15 protein-coding genes are annotated in these 21089 nt (G+C 45.3%); 9 read left to right on the top strand and 6 right to left on the bottom strand.

Annotated elements, in window-relative coordinates; translation table 11 throughout:
* The first annotated feature begins 42 nt into the window (after positions 1 to 42).
* Positions 43 to 1689, top strand: coding sequence for an ABC-F family ATP-binding cassette domain-containing protein (locus C1N53_RS06725; RefSeq protein ID WP_137758578.1), 1647 nt, complete (start codon positions 43 to 45; stop codon positions 1687 to 1689).
* A gap of 142 nt (positions 1690 to 1831) precedes the next feature.
* Here C1N53_RS06725 and C1N53_RS06720 read toward each other — a convergent pair whose 3' ends face one another.
* Complete coding sequence (locus C1N53_RS06720) at positions 1832 to 2974, bottom strand: putative sensor domain DACNV-containing protein (protein WP_137758577.1); 1143 nt, start codon at positions 2972 to 2974, stop codon at positions 1832 to 1834.
* A gap of 296 nt (positions 2975 to 3270) precedes the next feature.
* On the opposite strand from C1N53_RS06720, the gene C1N53_RS06715 reads away from it, so the two are divergent.
* A complete protein-coding gene (locus tag C1N53_RS06715) occupies positions 3271 to 3468 on the top strand; it encodes a hypothetical protein (RefSeq protein ID WP_137758576.1) in 198 nt (65 codons plus the stop codon).
* Positions 3469 to 3577: 109 nt separating this feature from the next.
* Here the strand turns inward: C1N53_RS06715 and msrB are convergent, their stop codons facing one another.
* From msrB to C1N53_RS06700, 3 genes are all read right to left on the bottom strand, one after another.
* Positions 3578 to 4033 carry a peptide-methionine (R)-S-oxide reductase MsrB gene (gene msrB / locus C1N53_RS06710; protein ID WP_137758575.1) on the bottom strand — a complete coding sequence of 152 codons (456 nt, stop codon included), beginning with the start codon at positions 4031 to 4033 and terminating at the stop codon, positions 3578 to 3580.
* 77 nt (positions 4034 to 4110) lie between these two features.
* A complete protein-coding gene (locus C1N53_RS06705) occupies positions 4111 to 5481 on the bottom strand; it encodes an alpha-amylase family glycosyl hydrolase (protein ID WP_137758574.1) in 1371 nt (456 codons plus the stop codon).
* A gap of 59 nt (positions 5482 to 5540) precedes the next feature.
* Positions 5541 to 6110, bottom strand: coding sequence for a TetR/AcrR family transcriptional regulator (locus C1N53_RS06700; protein ID WP_137758573.1), 570 nt, complete (start codon positions 6108 to 6110; stop codon positions 5541 to 5543).
* A gap of 257 nt (positions 6111 to 6367) precedes the next feature.
* Here C1N53_RS06700 and C1N53_RS06695 point away from each other — a divergent pair, with 257 nt between their 5' ends.
* From C1N53_RS06695 to C1N53_RS06680, 4 genes are read left to right on the top strand one after another with little or no spacing between them, the layout of a single operon-like run.
* A complete protein-coding gene (locus C1N53_RS06695; protein WP_137758572.1) occupies positions 6368 to 10384 on the top strand; it encodes a response regulator in 4017 nt (1338 codons plus the stop codon).
* Positions 10374 to 11204 carry a protein-glutamate O-methyltransferase CheR gene (locus C1N53_RS06690; RefSeq protein WP_137758571.1) on the top strand — a complete coding sequence of 277 codons (831 nt, stop codon included), beginning with the start codon at positions 10374 to 10376 and terminating at the stop codon, positions 11202 to 11204. Before C1N53_RS06695 ends, C1N53_RS06690 begins: the two co-directional genes overlap by 11 nt.
* Complete coding sequence (locus C1N53_RS06685; RefSeq protein WP_137758570.1) at positions 11204 to 11776, top strand: chemotaxis protein CheB; 573 nt, start codon at positions 11204 to 11206, stop codon at positions 11774 to 11776. Before C1N53_RS06690 ends, C1N53_RS06685 begins: the two co-directional genes overlap by 1 nt.
* Positions 11777 to 11783: 7 nt before the next feature.
* Positions 11784 to 12986: a response regulator gene (locus tag C1N53_RS06680; protein ID WP_240773413.1), complete on the top strand. Its 1203-nt coding sequence runs from the start codon at positions 11784 to 11786 to the stop codon at positions 12984 to 12986.
* 121 nt (positions 12987 to 13107) lie between these two features.
* Here the strand turns inward: C1N53_RS06680 and C1N53_RS06675 are convergent, their stop codons facing one another.
* Positions 13108 to 13533 carry a hypothetical protein gene (locus tag C1N53_RS06675; RefSeq protein WP_137758568.1) on the bottom strand — a complete coding sequence of 142 codons (426 nt, stop codon included), beginning with the start codon at positions 13531 to 13533 and terminating at the stop codon, positions 13108 to 13110.
* A 514-nt stretch (positions 13534 to 14047) separates the two neighbouring features.
* Between C1N53_RS06675 and C1N53_RS06670 the strand changes: the two genes are divergently transcribed.
* A complete protein-coding gene (locus C1N53_RS06670; RefSeq protein WP_137758567.1) occupies positions 14048 to 15658 on the top strand; it encodes a peptide chain release factor 3 in 1611 nt (536 codons plus the stop codon).
* Positions 15659 to 15743: 85 nt separating this feature from the next.
* Here C1N53_RS06670 and C1N53_RS06665 read toward each other — a convergent pair whose 3' ends face one another.
* Positions 15744 to 16586: an AraC family transcriptional regulator gene (locus C1N53_RS06665; RefSeq protein WP_137758566.1), complete on the bottom strand. Its 843-nt coding sequence runs from the start codon at positions 16584 to 16586 to the stop codon at positions 15744 to 15746.
* 227 nt (positions 16587 to 16813) lie between these two features.
* Here C1N53_RS06665 and C1N53_RS06660 point away from each other — a divergent pair, with 227 nt between their 5' ends.
* The gene (locus C1N53_RS06660; protein ID WP_137758565.1) at positions 16814 to 18367 is read left to right on the top strand and encodes a M20/M25/M40 family metallo-hydrolase; all 1554 of its coding nucleotides are present in this window, start codon (positions 16814 to 16816) and stop codon (positions 18365 to 18367) included.
* A gap of 266 nt (positions 18368 to 18633) precedes the next feature.
* Positions 18634 to 21066 (top strand): TonB-dependent receptor domain-containing protein, encoded by a 2433-nt coding sequence (locus C1N53_RS06655; protein WP_137758564.1) that lies wholly within the window; start codon positions 18634 to 18636, stop codon positions 21064 to 21066.
* The last annotated feature ends 23 nt before the right edge of the window (positions 21067 to 21089 follow it).

Raw genomic sequence — 21089 nt, 5'->3', positions numbered from 1 at the left:
TGAAAGTTTACCTACTATCTTTGCAGCCTTAAAAGTATACCTATGATTTCAGTTGATGCGGTTGCCGTTGAATTTAACGGCGCAGCACTTTTCAGTAACGTTTCCTTTAATATAAACGAAAACGACCGGATCGCCCTGATGGGGAAGAACGGAGCCGGAAAATCCACGCTTCTAAAAATCATCGCCGGTGTTAACAAACCTACGAAAGGGAAAGTATCAGCACCCAAGGAGGCTGTTATTGCCTATCTGCCACAGCACTTGCTGACAGAAGATAACTGCACTGTTTTTGAAGAAACGTCAAAAGCCTTCGGGAAAGTGCTGGAGATGAAAAAGCAGATGGATGAGCTGAACGCTCAACTGGAAACCCGCACCGATTATGAGTCGGAGGAATATTATGCGATAATTGAGCAGGTGTCCGAACTGAGCGAGAAGTACTACTCTATAGAAGAAATCAATTACGATGCGGAAGTAGAGAAGACGCTGAAAGGCCTGGGCTTTAACAGGGAAGATTTCGGCAGGCCTACGCGTGAGTTCAGCGGAGGCTGGCGCATGCGCATAGAACTGGCTAAAATCCTGTTACAGCAGCCGGACCTGATCCTGCTCGATGAGCCAACCAACCACCTGGATATTGAATCTATTCAGTGGCTGGAAGACTTTCTGGTGAATAATGCAAAAGCGGTTATCGTTATTTCCCACGACAAAACCTTTGTAGACAATATTACCAACCGCACGATCGAGGTAACCATGGGCCGTATCTACGACTACAAAGTTACCTATAGCCAATACCTGCAACTGCGCAAGGAACGCCGGGAGCAGCAGCAGAAGCAATTCGAAGACCAGCAGAAAGAGATTGCGGAAATTCAGGGCTTTATTGAGCGTTTTAAGGGCACTTACTCTAAAACGCTACAGGTGCAGTCGCGTGTGAAGATGCTGGAAAAGATGGAAATCGTGGAAGTAGATGAAGTAGATACTTCTGCCCTGAACCTGAAGTTTCCGCCTGCCCCGCGTTCCGGAAATTATCCTGTGATAGTAGAGGGGCTTTCAAAGTCCTATGGCGACTATACCGTGTTCAAAGATGCTTCCCTGACTATTAACCGTGGCGAAAAAATAGCTTTTGTCGGTAAAAACGGCGAAGGTAAGTCTACACTGGTGAAAGCCATCATGGGAGAGATAGACTATGATGGAAACCTGCAGCTGGGCCATAATTGTATGGTCGGTTATTTTGCTCAGAACCAGGCATCTTTACTGGATGAGAACCTGACCGTTTTTCAGACCATCGACGAAATTGCCATTGGTGATGTGCGTACCCGGGTTAAAGACTTGTTGGGAGCCTTTATGTTTAGCGGCGACACAATTGAGAAAAAAGTAAAGGTTTTATCCGGAGGGGAGAAAACACGCCTGGCCATGATCAAGCTTTTACTGCAGCCTGTCAACCTGCTCATTCTCGACGAACCCACCAACCACCTCGATATTAAAACGAAGGATATACTCAAAGATGCCCTTAAAGCATTTGATGGTACACTGATCCTGGTGTCCCACGACCGTGACTTCCTGGACGGACTGGCAGATAAAGTATTTGAATTTGGCAACAAACGCATCCGGGAGCACTTCGAAGATATCAATGGATTCCTGCGCAACAAGAAAATGGAAAACCTGCGCGAGATCGAAAGAAATGTGGCAGCAAAATAATCAGTACAAGTCCTCCCTTTAGAAGGCACAAATAAATGAACTGCGGCAACTATAAAAAATCCCGCCTTTGATATAAGGTGGGATTTTTTTATTAACTAAGTGCAATTATTATGTTAAATATAATCTTCCTTAGCATAGCATGCTACAGCAGCAGTGAATCGATCCGGTGTGCCTGTACTACATTTTCGCAAGGCGACCAGGAGAAGATCGTGAAGCGACCATCCTGGGAAGCAATAAGGGCAATGGCATTTCGCTGGTCATGCACAAACTGGGCTGCTGAAAGATGCCTTGTGCCACCATTCTGAGCCGGATGAACAATTTTAGGCTTTCCACCAACAACAGGTTCTGTTACCAGTATCTGTTCAACCGTTTCAGCACCGGCAGGACGGCCGATTTTAGCTCCGAATGCTAACAAGTTATAGCTATCATCAATAATAGTGGCTCCGTCTACCGCTGTTAATCCCGCCACACTGGCAATTTCCTGCTGTAGTGCTGCCTGCCACTGAGACGCTTTTTTCTCCTGCTCACTCTGTTTCATCATTTCTGCCAGGCCGCAAAAAACAGGTTGTACAGCGTAGGAAATAGGATGTACGATAGACTGCTTCCAATCCGTAGTGCCTCCGGGTACCACTAACAGAGAGCCGCCGTGGGCATGGGCACGCATCGATACGGCCAGTTGCACAAGCACATTAGCAGTGTCGCCCCAGGTAGTAGGGGAGTTGAAGCCAAGCAAGGTAGAGATAAAGCTAGGGCAGTCGGGTAAAAAGGCGCTTTTCTCATCCACCAGTTTCACCTGGTCTCCTTTTAAAACAGCAACATTCACATATTTGCCATAGCCACTGCTGCGGCGGTGTTTTACCACCAGGAGCCCTGGCTCCGATACATCCACTACAAAACACAGGCTTGGTATTTTCCTGGTCGATCCCCAAACGTATAGTTCCCCGTTCTCCATCCACACACCCAGGTGTATGCCAGGGCGCTCTACACCTGGTGCTATTTTTATGAGGTAATCCGGGTGTAAAGGCAGCGGCTTTTTCAGTAACATAGGCTGCTCTGCCTGATCGGGAGGGAGCAAGGCCAGAGAAATTTTGGGGGACAGGCCTTCTTCCCGACGCAGGCTAAACCAGAATGCTGCATCCAGAATCAGCTCGATCACCTGCTTTTTTGGCGCAAAAGCCAGGTCCTTTACGTCTGAATGGTCAGAGTGGGCTAAGAGTTGTGCAAAATGAGACTCAACTGATTCTGCCACTGACTTGGCTGCCAGGTAGGTGGATGTACGTGCCATAGATTACTAATTCTACTTTAAAAAGACTGACACAAAATTTAACTATAATGAAGAGCATCAGCTGTTGCAAAGGTAAGTATAATGTATTCATAGCAGTTATTCAAAACGCATATCTGCGCCTTCTGCTAAACCTAAGCTTTCTACTATTGCGTATGAGGTTATTAAAAACAACTATGGATCCACTTAAAATTATGACAGCCATAGCGCTACCTGCAGCTACAGTCGTGCTGGGGGTACGCCTCTTCAGATTATTCACATATAAAAATTAACAAACGCTAAACTTTATAAAAGAAACTATGGAAAACTATCAGGGGAAAAACTCATTTTCAAGCTTGCTGAAAAATCCGGCGGACATTTTAGAAATTGTAAGAGATCCGGGCAAAGCAGGTCTTGATTTTTACAAATCACTTTCTGTAAAGCAGAAACAGTACCTGGCTTTTGTAGCTGGTATTGGTATTATTATTTACGGATTTACACTGAATAAAAAGAAATAAGCGAGAGCAGTTGCTATTTGCTGCTGCTAAAAAGGGTGCAGCACCTGTTGTGTAACAGGCGCTGCACCCTTTTAATTTGTCGGGAAGCCACCGGCAGCTGTAGAAATGTTTAAACTTCCGCTGACTGTACCCGGTTTAAAACTTCGGAATTAATGCAAAAGCGTAAGCCGGCTGGTGCTGGTCCGTCGTTGAAAACGTGTCCCAGGTGGCAGTCGCACACGTTGCACATCACCTCCATTCTGTGCATTCCATGGCTATCATCAAAAGCAAATTTAAGGGCGCTTTTCGAAACGGGCTGTTTAAAGCTGGGCCAGCCGGAGATGGCATGGTACTTTTCGATAGCGTTAAACAATACGCTGTCGCACCCGATGCAACTATAAATGGCTGGATCATACGAACGGCAGTACGCGTTTCGATAGGGCTTTTCAGTTCCTTTTTGCCGGGCAACCTGGTATTGTGCCGGAGTCAGAAGCTCCTGCCACTCTTCTTCTGTTCTTTCAACTCTTCTGAATGGTTCAGGATTACTGTATTTCGCGAATTTTAAGACATCTATCCAGCGCAGCATAGTAGTACAATTTGGTCATGGCCGTCTTTTAACAGCAGCGGCTAGTACAGGGTTCCATTACCTGTAGCTGGGCATGGCTACACAACCAGTAGTATACTTACCCAGTTGGACGGAACGGGCAGTTGAACTTTAGCTTCTTTTACAGTAAAAGCCTGAGAAGGGTCTAACAGGTTTACCAGCTTGCTTTCGTCGGCCAGCGCTACTTTTAGCATTAGTTCTACAGGGGTATCAGCGGCATTAACAGCCACTAAAATTGTTTCCTGTGCTGTACAACGCATAAAGGCCAGTTGCTCCTGTGCCACGTGTACCTGCTCATACGCACCATGTTGTAAAGCCCGATGTGTTTTCCGTATTCTGGCAAAATTTCTGATGACTTCCGCCAGATCAGGATGCTGCTTTGGGTGGACCTGATCAGGAGCAGGCAGGGCAGGCCGTAAGGGGGCATCGGTATGGGGTAGTTTAGTACCCGGAATGCCCCATTCACTGCCATAGTAGATGGAGGGAATACCGGGCATGGTGTAAAGCAGGGCGTGAAGCGGATATAGGTGCGCCGGGTTCTGAAGTGTACTGCCGATGCGGTTCACATCGTGGTTATCGGCAAAACTGTACAGCTGAAGGTGTTTATAGATGCCCTGACTACCAAACTGCCGGTTAAGCGACCAGGCTATCTCGAAATAATTGCGGTCATTATGGCTGGAGTACAAACCTTTATAGCACTCATAGTTGGTGACAGAGTCCAGCATCTGAGGATTGGCCCATTTCCGGTAATCCCCGTGAATTACTTCTCCTAGTAGCCAGAAGTCCGGCCTAAGCCGATGGCAGAAACCGGAAAGCTCCTGCAGAAAATCAGTGTCCATTACATCCGCTGCGTCCAGCCTGAGGCCGTCGATGCCGAATTCCTCTACCCATTGCTGTACAGCTTTAAAAATGTGAGCTTTCACCTCCGCCTGCTGCAGATTCAGTTTAACCAGCTCATAATGGCCGTTCCAGGTTTCATAGGTAAAGTTATCGCCTTTAGGGCTTCGCAGGCCAAAGTTAACACCTGAAAACCAATGCCGGTAAACGGAGCTTTCACCGTACTGCATTAAGTCACGGAATGCATAGAAGTGGCGGCCAACGTGATTGAACACGGCATCTAAAACGACCTTAACTCCTTTGGAATGAAAATGGGCGATCACTGCTTTAAGGTTTTCATTCGTGCCAAGCCTTCTGTCTACTGTAAGATAGTCCGCTGTGTCATAGCCATGTGAGCCGGATTCAAACACGGGCCCCAGGTATACAGCTGTGCATCCGAGCTCGGCTATGTGGTCTACCCATGCATGCACTGCCTCCAGGCGCGGCTCAGGTGCCGTACTAAAATCGTTTTGTTCAGGAGCCCCGCATAAACCCAAAGGATAGAGGTGGTAAAATATGGCTTCTGTGTTCCAGAAAGAAAATTCTTGTTTCATAAAATATTATACATACCGTTAGGTACACAAAGGTAGGCAAAAAATTTCCTCCAAAGAATTTAAGAGTAAATGCCGTAGGAAAATTGTTTAACAGCCTGTTGGGCTGTTTGCTTGTTTAATGCAAGGTGGTGGTGCCACGATTGCACGATGTATGTGTTAATCATACCCAGGAAAGTGGAAGCATATACCTGGTGCCTGCCTTTCATGTTGCCATGATCGTTTGCTGCCAGTTCGAAGAGGCTTTCTATAACCTGGTGCTGTTCTTTGATATAGGGCGTAATAATCTGCGACGCTTCACTTTCAGGATTTGTGAACCAACTAGACAGGTGCATCTGGTAAAGCACAGGGGCATAACTGGCGAAACTGAAATAACACGCCACCACTTTCTCAAGACTTAGCGGAAGATCTCCCTGGTAAGCAGCCGCTTGTTTCAGCTGCCCTACAAAAGGGGAAAACTGCTCCTGCATAAGCGCCACCAAAACACCTCTTTTACTGCCAAAGAAATGGTAAAGGGTGGGTTTTTTTATTCCCACTGCTTCCACTATCTGCTGCACACCTATGGCATCGTAACCGCTGGCAGCGAACAGTTCAAGAGAAGATTGCAGAATGGCGACACGATTATCAGGCATATTTTAAAATTTTAATCTTCGCAAAGGTAATTTTTTAAACAAAAACTTTCTTCAAATGTATTACGTAGTGGATGCCTTATATTACACTATATAAATGTATCGATTCATTGCCCCTATGGTGGAAGATAAAGAAAACAGGAGAGCTTTAGGTGAAGCTTATTTGATGTTGCAACACTTTAACAAGGATATATTGTTTAAGATTTTTTAATTTGCATATCAAAGGTGTCGCGCCTTTCCTCTTGAATATACTCGCAAAGATGAACTTTATAAAAAACCTTAAGATCAGGGATAAACTGATCATGCTTTTATCCCTGTTACTGATTCCTCTTATTTTCTTTGTTTATGCTTCTATACGATTTCAGATAGAAGAAAACGACAAACTGGAGAATGAAATCGTGAAGCTGGAGGAGTCGGAAAGGATTTCTGATTTTATTCATGCTTTTCAGAAGGAACGGGCAAGAATTTTAGCGGCCTCGGAAGGGGAGCTGGTTTATCTGCTCGAAGCAAAGAACCAGCGTTCTTATACAGATGACACCAAAAGAGAACTGGAGGCCTTTGCCGAACGTACTGGCCGAAGAATTCCTAATCTGGCTGCTGTTAATAACCTCGACAACTACAGAAATGACCTAGATAATAACAGGCTGGATGTAATAGCTTTCAGGCAGTATTCAACTAATCTGATATTTAACTTTTTAGAAAGGGTTGATGCAAACGTTATCCAAACAAACAATCCTGCCTTAAGCATGCAGCTTTCAAGTTTCCAGAACCTGATTGAGGCTAAAATACAGTTGGGCAGAATCAGGAGCTTTCTGATGCGTGTGATGCATAACGAGCAGTTAAGCTATGAAGATTTTGCTTCTATCACCTCTCAACGGGAATTCTATGAAAGGGCCATCAATGAATTTGTGTTGAACGGAGATAAAGCGCATGTGCAGAAAGTGCTGGAAATTCTGGAAACAACTAATTATAAAGCAACTGCCGGAGTTTTGGAGCAGATTCGCCAGAATCCTCAGGTTAAACTGAATTCTTATAACGCGGTTACTGTATTCAATCAGTTTTCAGAATCTATCGAAGCGCTGAATGCCGTAGAAAAAAGTCTGATAGCCACTATCAGAAACAAAGCCGATGAAGAAAGCAAAAGGATGCAGATTTCTATGGTGATTATTTCGGTAACTATGGTCGTTGTGCTGCTGCTCACCTCGCTGCTTTCCTACTATATTATCAGCCTTATCGCTTCTTCTTTGTCGGCTTTACGGGTGGCTGCTGACCGGATTCGGGTTGGTGCTACCGATGTTACTATCAGGATTGACAGCAAAGATGAAATCGGGGAAGTGGCAGAGTCTTTTCGTGGTGTGCTGCAAAAGAATGTATACCTGTCGGATGTGGCCCGTGCAATTGGAGAAGGCAACTATAACCTGGATGTGGAAGTGCAAAGTCCGGAGGATGTGTTGAGCTATTCCATCAAAGACATGAAGGAAAACCTGCAGCGCTTCACAGAAGACAATGAAAGAAGAAGCTGGGTGCTCACAGGTGTATCTGATCTGAATAATCTGATTACCGGAGAAAACGCGCTGCATAGTATGGCTGAAAAGGTGATCTCCTTTTTATGTGCCTATACTGGTTCCGAAGCAGGCATTATGTACCTGCACCACGATAACGGCAGCCTGACACCTGCTGCTATGTATGGCGTAGATCAGAGCCTGGAGCAGTTACCCGAATTTAAAATTGGTACCGGAATGGTTGGGCAGGCTGTAAGCGAAAACCAGATTAAGGTGCTGGATAACGTTGAAGATAATTATCTGAAGATTAAAACAGGACTTTCTGAGATAGATCCGGCATCTATCATGATCATTCCCCTGCAGTTTTCGTCCACTATTGTCGGGGCAATAGAGCTTTGCTCCAGAAGGGTATACAGCCAGACGCACGAGCAGTTCTTTAAAACCATTGCCGAGCGGGTGTCCATTATCATCCATACCCTGAAGGCGCACCTGCAGACCCAGGAGCTGTTATACGAAACGCAGAACCAGGCAGAAGAGCTGGAGACACAGCAGGAAGAGCTACGCCAGTTAAACGCCGAATTGAAGGCTTCGGAAGAAGAACTTCGCGTAAGCCAGGAAGAGTTGCAGGAGAAAAATTCGGAACTGGAAGAAAAGGCACAGCTGCTTGAAGAGCAGTATGAAGAGCTTCGCGGAAAAAACAAAGCCCTGGAAGATGCCCGCGAAGCCATCGAGCTGAAGATGCAGCAGGTAGAAACGGTGAGTAAGTATAAGAGCGACTTCCTGGCTAATATGTCGCACGAGCTGCGCACGCCTCTCAATAGTATTCTTATCCTTTCCAGGCTGCTTTCAGATAACCCGGACCAAACGCTAACAGCCAAACAGATAGATCATGCCCAGATTATCCATAATTCAGGCAACGACCTCCTGAAGCTGATCAATGAGATTCTTGATCTTTCGAAGATAGAATCGGGTATGATTAAGCTGGAACTGGAACAGATCAGGCTGCGGGATATTTCCATGGAGCCACTGTTCGGGGAAATGGCCGCTAAAAAAGATATCCGGTTTAGAGAACACTATCAGCTGAACGGGTATAACACCATTACCACCGATCGTTTCCGGCTGGAGCAGATCCTGAAGAATTTTATCGGGAATGCCATCAAATTTACGGAGCCGGGTGGCGAGGTAGAGCTTTCGGTTTACGCCGTAGAAAATAAACCGAGGTTCAGTTCAGAAAAGCTTCGGGAGCAGGCAGAGGTCATTGCCTTTGAGGTGCGTGATACAGGTATCGGTATTCCAAAAGATAAACAGAGCCTGATCTTTGAAGCCTTTCAGCAAGCCGATACCTCCACAACGCGTAAATACGGCGGCACCGGACTCGGGCTTACCATCAGCAGAGAACTGGCGGCTCTTTTAGGAGGAGAACTGATGCTGGAAAGCGAGCCGGGCCGGGGCAGCACCTTCACACTTTACCTGCCAATAGATTTGCAGCAGGAAATCAGGAAGGCACCGGCAAAGCCAGCCGAAAGCGTTCCGGAGTATAAACCGAAAGCCAGCTCCATCAACCAGATGTTTGAGCGCATGGAGACGAAGGAGAAGAAAGAGATTGTCGTGCTTATCATAGAAGATGATAAAGGCTTCAGTGATATTCTGGCTGACTTTGCCCTGGCGAAGAAGTTTAAGGTACACCAGGCCTATTCCGGCGCCGAAGGCTTACAGATAGCCAGGACAGCGCAACCAGACGCTATCTTGCTCGATATACATCTTCCGGATACAACCGGTTGGGATGTGCTTCGCGAGATCAGGGAAGATAAAGAGCTGCGCCATGTAAGCGTGCATGTCATGTCGGCTTACGATAAAGATGTAACAGGCGATTACCATGACAACGACGAATACCTGCCAAAGCCGGTTACGCTGGAGATGCTCAACAAAGCCTTTAGTTCCATAGCGGCTATTTCAGACCGGTCTATCGAAAACATCCTGATTGTGGAAGACAATGAGGTGGAAAACAAGGCGGTGGCGGAACTATTGCTGGCGCATGGTTTGCATTCAACGGCAGCCTACTCAGCCGAAGAGGCAGAACGGGTACTGGCTAAACAGAAGATCGACTGCATTATCCTGGACCTGAACCTTCCGGGTATGAAGGGCTATGACTGGATGAAAGCCATCAAGTCCAAGAAAGGTTTGCTGGATATTCCGATTATCATTTACTCCGGTAAAGACCTGAGCGAGCAGGAGGAAACACAGCTGAAGGAGTTTGCCAATACGATTATCATTAAAAATGAATACTCGTACCTGCGCCTGCTCGATGAAGTCCAGCTGTTCCTGCACAAGGTTAACCAGAAGCTTCCGTCATCGGAACAAGACTTTAAGATGAAGCTTCATGTGCCGGAAGAAATTCTGCAGGGGAAAAAAGTATTGGTTGCCGACGATGATGTACGCAACATTTACTCGCTGAGCAGCTTGCTGGAGCTGCACGGCATGCAGGTAGTGGCTGCTTACGATGGCAAGGAAGCCCTGGAAAAACTGCAGCAGGAGACAGGAGTAGACATGGTGCTGATGGATATTATGATGCCTGAAATGGACGGTATAGAAACAATAAAACGAATTAGGGATGAAATCCGTTTTAGAAAGCTCCCGATTATTGCCCTAACCGCCAAAGCCATGAAAGAAGATAAAGAGAAGTGCCTGCAAGCAGGAGCTTCTGATTACATACCAAAACCAGTAGACACAGACAAATTACTTACGTTAATGCGGGTGTGGCTTTATGAAGCTTGAGAATGAGGAGAAATTTGAGCAGGAGGCGGAAGATCTGATCAGGCATATTCAGGTGCAGTATGGTTATGACTTTACGGGCTATGCCCGGGCTTCAGTCTACCGCCGCATAAAGCGGTTTATGGTTAACAAGGCCCTGGTATCGGTTGCCGACTTGAAAGCTGCGGTAACAGCAGACAGCTATTTTTTTGAAGGCTTTCTTCAGGAAGTCACGGTGAATGTAACAGAGATGTTCCGCGACCCGACGTTTTTCCTGTCGTTGCGGGAGAAGGTATTACCCATTCTGTCTACGTACCCGTTCATAAAAATATGGGATGCCGGTTGTTCAACCGGAGAGGAGCTTTTTTCGCTGGCCATTCTGCTGGAGGAAGAAGGGCTGTTAAACAGAACCAAAATTTACGCGACCGATATTAACCAGAAAGTTTTGAAGCAGGCGAAGGAAGGAATATTCTCTGCCTCTCAAATCGCTTCTTATACGGCAGGTTATTATGCCTCGGGTGGGGAAAAAGAATTTTCGAGCTATTACCTGAGTAACTATGGCAGCATAAAATTCGATTCGAACCTGGTAAAGAATGTAGTGTTTTACCCGCATAACCTGGCTACAGACTCTTCATTTAATGAGTTTCACCTGATCCTGTGCCGGAATGTGCTCATTTATTTCAACCGGCATTTACAGGAAAAAGTGTTCACGCTTTTCGATGCAAGCCTGGTGGAGCTGGGGTATATGGCCCTGGGTAAAAAAGAAACATTAGCGATGTCGCAGATCAACAGCAAGTATCATGTTGTTGATAAAGAAAACCGGATATATCGCAAAATAAGCTGATGGAAAAGGTAACGCAACTAATTGTGATGGGAGGCTCCTGGGGAGGTATTCAGGCCTCGTTGCACATTCTGAAAGCTTTACCGGCCAATTATTCTGTACCGATCATACTGGTGCTGCACCGCCTGCGCAACAATGACGGTAACTTAGAAAGCGTTTTTAAAAATAAGCTTGCCCTGGTGCCGCATGAAATAGAGGAGAAAGAGAGGCTACAGCCCGGGTACGTATACCTGGCTCCGGCAAACTACCACGTGCTGCTGGAAAAGGATCATACGTTCTCACTGGATGTATCGGATCTGGAGAATTACTCTCGTCCTTCCATTGATGTTACGTTCACCAGTGCAGCTGATATTTTTGGAAAAAACATGACAGGTATACTATTGAGTGGGGCCAGTAAAGACGGCAGTTCCGGCATAAAAAGCATTTACGAGAAAGGGGGAAATGTGCTCGTACAAGACCCTTCGGAAGCAGAAGTGAATACCATGCCCTTGTCTGCTATTCAGTTAGTGCCTTCCTGTACAGTTTTAAACCTGGCTGGTATACAAGATTATTTACTTTCATTACATGATCACTGAACCTCACATGAATCCAGTTTCTCCGCTACAAGCTTCTGTTCATCCGGTAAAGATATTACTGGTGGATGATAAGGTGGAGAATCTTGTAAGCCTGGAAAGTTTGCTTTCGACGGAGGAAGAGGCTATTACCTACCTTTTTGCCAGATCGGGTGAGGAGGCACTGAAGATTGCGTTGCAGGAAGAACTGGCCCTTATTCTGCTTGATGTTCAGATGCCGGGCATGAACGGCTATGAAGTGGCCCGCTACCTGCGCGACATCTCCAAAACACGGGAAATACCGATTATTTTTGTAACTGCCATAGACGAGCAAACCTCTCATGTAGTGGAAGGTTTTGAAGCAGGGGCTGTGGATTTCCTGTTTAAGCCGCTGCACCCTTACATCACCAAAGCCAAAGTGGCTACTTTTGTGCGTTATTACCTTCAGAAGAAAGAACTTGAAAAAGTAAATAAGCGCACCCAGGAAATTAACCAGGAGTTGGAGGAGCGTGTGAACGAACGTACCAAAGAGTTACTGCGTGTAAACCGCGATCTCGATAACTTTGTTTATACGGCGTCTCACGACCTGAAAGCGCCCATCAATAATATTGAAGGCCTTGTGGTAGCGCTTTCGGAAACCCTTCGTGAAAAGGAGGCTTACCTGGATGAGGTAAAACCGCTGATGCACATGATGGACGATGCCATTAAACGCTTTAAACTTACCTTACAGGATTTGACGGAAGTGGCCAAGATACAATATGAAGAGGCCGCTTCAAGAGATATAATCAACTTTCAGGATATTCTGGAAGATGTAAAATTAAATATTGTGGACCTGATCCAGGAGCATGAGGCCATCATAGAAGATGATTTTTCCGAAGCTCCGCAAATCATTTTTTCCAGGAAGAACTTAAAGAGTATCGTCTACAACCTGGTTTCAAATTCCATCAAGTACCGCAACCCGGACCGAAAGCCTTATATCAGGATCCGTTCTTACAAAGAAGAAGAGTATACTGTTTTTGAAGTGCAGGATAACGGGCTGGGCCTGAAAGAAGAGGACCAGGCAAAAGTTTTCGCCATGTTCAAAAGATTGCATGCACATGTAGAAGGAACCGGCATGGGCATGGCCATTGTAAAAAGAATTGTCGACAATTGCGATGGTAAAATTGAACTTGAAAGTCAGTTAGGCATCGGTTCCACCTTCAGAATTTATTTGAAGTGTGGTGAAATACGCTAACGCTTCTAAAAAACCCAAAAGCGGGTATCTGGAAGTTAAAGTTTCAGAAGGATATAGTTCACCATAGGTTTAAAGCAAGAGCCATACGAAAGCTGTTGCAGAACTCTACTGCCACGCTGGCTTAAACTGCGATCTGGTGGAGCAGGCTGTTATTGGCAAACACTTCTTCGTGCTCATCTAAAATGCGCAACGTTGAGGCATTGGCAGCAAACCTTTCGGGTAACTGATAAACAACTCTTCCTTTTTCTACCGTAGAGGGGGCAACCGCCTGTAATGCCTGGTGCTGAGGCATTAAACGGTTAATGGCAACCGATAGCATCAAGTTTGATTCAGCAGACTCAGGTTGTACGCCTTCCATAAAGGTGTAGGTGAAACGGTCGAAGCTGATTTCCTGCTTCTGGCATTGCCCATCAATAAACGTGTGAATGTCTTTACACTTGCCAACATGCACCACTTTATCTTTTGCATAAAGGGCAAAAATGTAAGTTCCGCTCTTATTGTTAGAGGAAACTCTTAGTTTGTTTTCGGATATAATGTTATGTGTCATAGACATTTAAAAACGTAGGTATCAGAAACCTCTCTTCACTTCCAACCATCTTCACTGATTCCTTCTACAGGCGCTTTAGCCTGTGTTTGTTTCCAAATAGTTAATCTCAGCTAAGCCTTAACTGCGCCTTCAGAAACTTTTGTCTTCCTTACGTAACAAATCGAAAAAAAGCTGCCTGAAAAGTGTTAAAATGAGTATAATTTCTGCTAAAAAAGTACAAACACAAGTTCTCGGGCAATAACTAGGTATTTATACGGTGAGTAATCGCCTGTAAACTGCTTCTAATCCTGCTCAACGCTTATGCATGCCCTAATTGATATTCAGGTAAATGAAACTAACGATGCTACGGCTTATGTTTTTTAGAGCGGGAGAAATGCGTAATTTTGCAGATCGGGTTTTACTTTGAAACCTCTTCACTTCAGGTGCTGGCTTTCTTCCTGTAGAAACGCTTCCTGAATGGAGATGAAACAGATAAAAAAAGACTGATAAATACTATTAGTCGAAGCATATATAAATGGTAGATAAAGAAATTCAAAAACGCAGAACTTTTGCTATTATCAGTCACCCGGATGCGGGCAAGACAACTTTAACAGAAAAGCTGCTACTCTTTGGCGGTGCTATCAATACTGCCGGTGCGGTGAAAAGCAATAAAATCACAAAAAGTGCCACTTCAGACTTTCTGGAGATAGAAAAACAAAGAGGTATATCGGTGGCGACTTCTGTTATGGGCTTCGACTATGCCGGACACAAAGTAAACATACTGGATACACCTGGTCACCGCGACTTTGCTGAAGATACCTATCGTACGCTTTCGGCTGTAGATAGTGTTATACTGGTAGTAGACTGTGTGAAAGGGGTAGAGGAGCAGACACGAAAACTGATGCAGGTTTGCCGCATGCGCAATACTCCTGTAATCATTTTCATTAATAAAATGGACCGGGAAGGGCGAGATCCCTATGAACTGCTGGATGAGCTGGAGAAAGAGCTGAACATTCATACACGCCCCCTTAGCTGGCCCATTGGCATCGGAAGCACATTTAAAGGAGTGTACAATATCTACGAAAAGCAGCTACGTTTATTTTCAGTTAACAAAACCAAACTGTCTGACGATGCAGTAGAGATCGCTGATCTTAACGACGCCTTGCTAGATGAGTTGATAGGAGAGAAATTTGCTGAAAAGCTGCGGGGCGATGTTGAGTTCCTGGAAGAGTATTACGAAGGCTTTGACCTGGGGCTTTACCGGGAAGCTTACCTGGCACCTGTCTTTTTTGGCAGTGCAATTAATAATTTCGGGGTAGGTGAGCTGCTTGATACCTTTGTTAAAATTGCGCCACATCCACAGCCACGTGAGGCTTCACAGCGTGAAGTGAAACCAACAGAAGAAGCATTTAGCGGTTTTGTATTTAAAATACATGCCAACCTCGATCCCAACCACCGCGACAGAATTGCTTTTTGCCGGGTTTGTTCCGGCAAGTTCGAGCGTAATAAGTTATACTACCATACCAGGCTCGACAAGAAGATCAGGTTTTCCAGCCCTACCAGCTTTATGGCTAACGAAAAGAACCTGGTAGAGGAAGCCTGGCCCGGGGATGTGGTAGGGCTTTTCGATACCGGCTCTTTTAAAATAGGCGATACGCTTACAGAAGGTGAATTATTGCACTATAAAGGCATTCCAAGTTTCTCACCCGAAATCTTTAAAGAAGTTGTTAATAAAGATCCTTTTAAAACCAAGCAGCTGGAAAAAGGCATCATGCAGCTGACAGACGAGGGGGTTGCGCAGCTTTTTGTGCAGCAGCCGGGTAGCCGTAAGATCATTGGTACGGTAGGGGAGCTTCAGTTTGATGTAATCAAGTTCAGGCTATTGCAGGAATACGGCGCCACCTGTGACCTGTATCACCTGAATTACTATAAAGCCTGCTGGATTACGTCGGATGACAAAGATGCGCTTGCCAAGTTTATAGCGTTCAAAGGCAGCAGCATTGCTTACGACAAAGATAGCAATCCGGTGTTTTTTGCTGATACCGCCTGGGGCTTACGCTCTGTGCAGGAATATTACCCAGCTATAAAATTCCATTTTACCTCAGACTTTAAGCTGGAAACAGAACAGATGAATCAGGCTTATTAAGGAATTATAGCATGTAAACAAAACAGCTTGCTCATGCTCATTAAGCAGAAGCAAGCTGTTTTGTTTTAAACTTCTCTTATTTGTGTCAGGCAATGCTGCCTCTGAAGTCTTTGGGAGACATGCCATAGTATTTTCTGAAAATTTTGCTGAAGTGGCTGATGTCAGAAAAGCCGAACTCATGTGCAATCTGCGAAAGGGTAAGGTTGCTGTAATGCAGCCTGTTTTCGACTTGTCGCAGTTTATACTTCAGAATATACTGCTGCAGCGATTCACCGGTCTGGTTTTTAAAGAAAATACTTAGGTAATTTTTCGAGAAACAAAACTGTGTGGCTATCACCTCCATCCGGAGCTTTTCAGGAGTATAGATGTGCTGCCTGATATACAGCAGAATTTCTTCTACGATCCGGGAGCTTTTGCTCGAAACCAGGTGATTCTGCCTGGACAAATTACGGGCAATTATACTCAGGATCACTTTTAAAAGATGATCCATGATCAATCCGTAGGTATACTCGTGCCTGTTGCTGTATTCGTAGAGCAGGACTTCGAGCAGGTGGTAAAGCTGTTTTTTATCTTCTTCCGTCCTGATGACAGACCCACCGGACTGATAAGGCGAGTTTAGCAGCATCCCGATCATATCTGTCCAGCCTTTGCCGCTACCAACAGACGAGCCGGTCACAAAAGACTCTGAAAAGCGAATAAATGTAAAAGAGGTTTTGCTGGCAATTTCAAATAAGTGGTAATCTTCCGGGCCAAGTAAAAACACATCTCCTTTCTTGTAAGTGAAAGCATTGTCGTTGATAAGGTGTTTCCCGCAGCCTTCCCTGATGAAGATAATTTCGAAGTAGGTATGCTTGTGCATCGGGTGCGGCCAGGTTTCCTCCTCGAAAGAGTAAATGTTAAAGGCATCGTATTGTATGTACCGCTTCATATAGCAAAACCAAACCAGAAAGATTTTACAATATTACTTGAAAAGCAGCTTCGGTATAGGCAATTAGATGACAATATTTCTTTGCCCGAAGAAATATTAAGCAGGCCGGTACAGCTAATAATGCTGCCGGAGTTTTAATTAACGACTTCATTCTTTAATTTGCCTTCACTTTCAGAATAGTTTTTCCTGAAGCTATTCTATACTTTCTAACCCTTATATATTAAAAGATGAAAAAAACAGTACGATCATTCTGTATGCTCCTGCTGTTATCGGGCAGTATGAGCTTGGTACAGGCTCAGAACACTGTAGTAGATAACATTGTGAAGGAAGCTACCGAAAACTCACAACTTGAAAAGCTTGGTTATGAGCTGATGGATGTGGTGGGCCCCCGCCTGGTGGGTACGCCGCAAATGCAAAAAGCACATGATTGGGCAGTTGCCAAATACCAGACCTGGGACATTCCGGCCAGGAACGAAAAATGGGGTGAGTGGAGAGGCTGGGAAAGAGGAATAACGCACGTAGATATGATTCACCCGCGTGTAAGAACGCTGGAGGCGATGCAGTTGGCCTGGAGCCCTGGCACTTCTAAGAAAGGAGTAACGGCAGAATTAATTCTCATTCCAGATGTGCAGGATTCCGTTGCCTTTAAAAAATGGCTGCCAAACGTGAAAGGCAAAATAGTCATGATTTCGATGAGCCAGCCTACGGGCCGACCTGATTACAATTGGAAGGAGTTTGCAACGCCGGAGTCTTTTGAGAAAATGAAGGAAGCCCGCACCGCACAAACCGAAGCATGGCGTCAGCGAATTGCTAAAACCGGCTTAAATGCCCGCACCTTGCCTGTTGCCCTCGAAAATGCAGGAGCTGTGGGCATTGTTATGTCTAACTGGTCGAACGGTTTCGGTGTAAACAAAATTTTTAGCGCCTATACCAAGAAAATTCCTACCATTGATGTGGCCCTGGAGGATTACGGCATGCTCTACCGCTTAACTGAGAATGGAGAAAAGCCAAAGATCAGGATTCAGGCTGAATCCAGGAATACAGGCAAAGTTCCTACATTTAATACCATTGCAGAAATTAAAGGTACAGAGAAGCCGGAAGAGTATGTAATTCTTTCTGCTCATTTCGATTCGTGGGATGGCGCAACGGGTGCTACAGATAATGGAACAGGTACAATTATGATGATGGAAACCATGCGTATCCTGAAGAAGTTGTATCCTAACCCTAAAAGAACCATTCTGGTAGGGCATTGGGGCAGCGAAGAGCAGGGCCTGAACGGTTCCCGTGCTTTTGTGGAAGACCATCCGGAAATTGTAAAAAACGTGCAGGCTCTTTTTAACCAGGATAATGGTACAGGCAGAGTGGCAAATATTTCCGGCCAGGGCTTTTTACACGCCTATGATTACCTGGGCCGTTGGCTAAATGCGGTGCCAAGAGAGATTACCAGCTCCATCGAAACAACTTTCCCGGGTTCTCCAGGTGGGGGAGGCTCTGATTATGCTTCTTTTGTTGCTGCCGGCGCGCCTGCCTTCTCATTAAGTTCTTTAAACTGGTCTTATGGAACATATACCTGGCACACCAACAGAGACACCTTTGATAAAATTGTGTTTGATGATGTTCGTAGCAATGTTATTCTTGCGGCTATACTGGCCTATATGGCAAGCGAAGACCCTACAACAACCTCACGTGAGCAGATTGTGCTGCCGGTTAATCCACGTACGGGCCAGCAAATGACCTGGCCTGCACTGCGTTCCCCAACTCGCAGTGGCGGTTTGGATTAAGCTGTATCTATCTCACAGCTATAGAAGTTAAGTATACCTGGCAACGAGGGCGGCTGTTTCCGGAAGGGAGCAGCCGCTTTTGCTTTACTTTAAGTTCGTTTTTGATGAACGGACACCTATTGCAGCATTCGGTGATAGCGACTTTCATAGAGTTTCAGGTCCTGTTGGTCGAGAAACTGTTTTATTGTGTAGAAAGTACCTTGCATTACATAGTACTGTAAACTTTCTTTGTAACACCAAAACAACAACGCAACATAATAAACACTATGAAAAAGTTATTCTCTCTATTTCTGTTCTTTATTCTCTGTGAATCTGCCTTTGCACAATCCGAACATCTTTTATCGGGTACGGTAGTTGATGCAAAGGGAGAGGCAGTAGGTTTTGCCAATGTGGCCGTTCTGGAACTGGCTACCTCTAAAGTAGTGACAGGTGCCATAGCCGGTATGGATGGACAGTTTAAGATTAAAATGCCAGCAGCAGGTGACTATCAGCTCCAGATCAGCGCCGTAGGCTATGCAGCGTACAAAACAGCTCCATTTCAAATTACGGCATCTTCCGTTTCAAAAGATTTTGGAAAGCTTCAGGTGAAAGAAGATGCTCAAACACTTGGAGAAGTAGAAGTCCTCTCGCTGCGGCCTAATATCGTAACTCACCCTGACAAGATGGTAGTTAGTGTAGAGGGGACCGCAATGGCAAGCGGAAGTACAGCGTACGAAGTGCTCTCTAAATCTCCCGGAGTATGGATTGACCAGGATGGAAACCTGCAGCTGAATGGCAAAGCAGGTGTACAGATCATGATCAATGGCAAACGATCTTATTTATCCGGAAAGGAACTGCAGAACCTGTTACAGGGGATGTCAGCAGAAAACATTAAAGAGCTGGAAATTATCACCAACCCCTCGTCTCGCTTCGATGCAGAAGGGGCATCGGGTGTTATCAATATTAACCTGAAAAAGCAACAGCAGGCAGGGATGAATGGCAGTGTAAATGCCGGCTACCAGTACAACAACTATAGCTCCTATACAGGTGGAGCCGAAATCAGCCATAAAAGTGGTCAGTGGAATTCATTTGGGAGCATAGATTTTGCTGAACGTGTGCGCTACCGTGATGCCTCAATGAACCGTATTTTCACAAACGAAAACGGAAGCAAAAGCAAGTATGACCAAAAGATTTTCGAAGAAGGGAAGCGTACCCAACCTTCTTTAAGAATCGGAACAGACTACGATCTGAACGAACGGCATAGTATCGGTGCAATGGCTAATCTGTCGTTTAACAGTAACAGCAATTCCTTTGAAACCGACTCATACTTACGTGATGGTGAGGCAGCGAATGATCTCTACATCTATTCTTATAATCACTCCAAAGGCAGCTATCAGAATGGCACCTTTAATGTGCACTACCTCGGCAAGCTGGATACAGCAGGCACAACTCTATCAGCTGATCTTGACTATGTAACCATCAGCAGTCACGATGACTTTGACTTTACGAACAGGTATATGCCGCTAAATAATACAGCCGCACAGACACACGAGCTGCTATTAAGTACCAATCCTGTGCATTATGACATTTACTCTGCCAAAATTGATTTTGCCAAACCACTTCACAAAACAACTAAACTTGAACTGGGCGTAAAAGCAAGCCAGGTAACCTCTGACAACGATCTTAGTTTTTATGTAACAAACGGCGATCAGAAAACTATCGACCCGGATCGTAGCAACCATTTTATTTACAAAGAAAGGATTTATGCCGCTTATGCGAATGTGTCTGCCAGCATCCATAAGCGCCTCAGCATTCAGGGTGGTGTACGGGCAGAGCACACTTCTTCTACGGGCACCTCACTCAATTATATGCAGCCTACGGTGCGTAATTATCTGAATCTGTTTCCGAGTATTTTTGTGCAGCAACATGTGTCGGAAAATTACCAGATCAGCTATAAGTACAGCCTCCGCATCAACAGGCCAAATTATCAGAACCTGAATCCTTTTATATTTTACCTCGATCCGTATACCTCAATACAGGGAAACCCGAACCTGCGGCCACAGTATGTTAATTCGTTTGAACTGGCCCAAACGTTCAGAAAAACATACAACCTGGTAATTGGCTATGCTTATACTAGAGATTTTATGGCTGAGATCCCGAACCAGAATGCCGAAACCAATACAACAGTGTTTCAGCAGCAGAACATAAAGAGCCTTGAAAGTATCAATGCTACACTGGTACTGCCTGTCCGGATTTCCGGTAAATGGGACATCAATAATAATATAATAGGCATGTACCAGGAATATGCCAGCTTCGCTGAAGGAAAACCGGTTATGAACAGCCAAGTTACTCTGATTGCACAGTCTAACCACACCATTGTATTGCCCCATGGATTACGCCTGGAAGTAAACGGAGCTTACCAGAGTCCGACGGTTTATGGTTTGTATCGCATGCAGGACCAGGCCTGGATAGATGCCGGATTAAAGCGCAGCTTTTTAAACGATAAGCTAACAGCTACTTTGTATGCTTCCGACATTTTCAGAAGCAGGATCATGCATGTGGAGGCGGAGCTGAACGGCAATGTAAATGCTATAGATCAGTACCATGGCGCAAGAGCAGTGAGGTTCAGTCTTCGTTACCGTTTTAACAAAGGCTCAGAGTTTCAGGCCAGGAAAAGAAACGTGAACCTGGATGAACTGAACCGGACAGGAGGAAACTAAAACCTATAAACAGGCATCCCCGG

Origin of the sequence: Pontibacter sp. SGAir0037, from assembly GCF_005491705.1 — a bacterium.
GTDB lineage: Bacteria > Bacteroidota > Bacteroidia > Cytophagales > Hymenobacteraceae > Pontibacter.
The sequence above is the reverse complement of the archived record's forward strand: the minus strand, read 5'-3'. Positions and strand labels throughout refer to the sequence as shown.

What these genes read in the sequence shown, in the direction of transcription:
- C1N53_RS06680 (WP_240773413.1), top strand. Translation starts at nt 11,784, where the DNA reads ATGAATCCAGTTTCTCCGCTACAAGCTTCTGTTCATCCGGTAAAGATA.
- C1N53_RS06725 (WP_137758578.1), top strand. Translation starts at nt 43, where the DNA reads ATGATTTCAGTTGATGCGGTTGCCGTTGAATTTAACGGCGCAGCACTT.
- C1N53_RS06670 (WP_137758567.1), top strand. Translation starts at nt 14,048, where the DNA reads ATGGTAGATAAAGAAATTCAAAAACGCAGAACTTTTGCTATTATCAGT.
- C1N53_RS06720 (WP_137758577.1), bottom strand. Translation starts at nt 2,974, where the DNA reads ATGGCACGTACATCCACCTACCTGGCAGCCAAGTCAGTGGCAGAATCA.
- C1N53_RS06665 (WP_137758566.1), bottom strand. Translation starts at nt 16,586, where the DNA reads ATGAAGCGGTACATACAATACGATGCCTTTAACATTTACTCTTTCGAG.
- C1N53_RS06705 (WP_137758574.1), bottom strand. Translation starts at nt 5,481, where the DNA reads ATGAAACAAGAATTTTCTTTCTGGAACACAGAAGCCATATTTTACCAC.
- C1N53_RS06695 (WP_137758572.1), top strand. Translation starts at nt 6,368, where the DNA reads ATGAACTTTATAAAAAACCTTAAGATCAGGGATAAACTGATCATGCTT.
- C1N53_RS06690 (WP_137758571.1), top strand. Translation starts at nt 10,374, where the DNA reads ATGAAGCTTGAGAATGAGGAGAAATTTGAGCAGGAGGCGGAAGATCTG.
- C1N53_RS06700 (WP_137758573.1), bottom strand. Translation starts at nt 6,110, where the DNA reads ATGCCTGATAATCGTGTCGCCATTCTGCAATCTTCTCTTGAACTGTTC.
- C1N53_RS06655 (WP_137758564.1), top strand. Translation starts at nt 18,634, where the DNA reads ATGAAAAAGTTATTCTCTCTATTTCTGTTCTTTATTCTCTGTGAATCT.
- C1N53_RS06660 (WP_137758565.1), top strand. Translation starts at nt 16,814, where the DNA reads ATGAAAAAAACAGTACGATCATTCTGTATGCTCCTGCTGTTATCGGGC.
- C1N53_RS06715 (WP_137758576.1), top strand. Translation starts at nt 3,271, where the DNA reads ATGGAAAACTATCAGGGGAAAAACTCATTTTCAAGCTTGCTGAAAAAT.
- C1N53_RS06685 (WP_137758570.1), top strand. Translation starts at nt 11,204, where the DNA reads ATGGAAAAGGTAACGCAACTAATTGTGATGGGAGGCTCCTGGGGAGGT.
- C1N53_RS06675 (WP_137758568.1), bottom strand. Translation starts at nt 13,533, where the DNA reads ATGACACATAACATTATATCCGAAAACAAACTAAGAGTTTCCTCTAAC.
- msrB (WP_137758575.1), bottom strand. Translation starts at nt 4,033, where the DNA reads ATGCTGCGCTGGATAGATGTCTTAAAATTCGCGAAATACAGTAATCCT.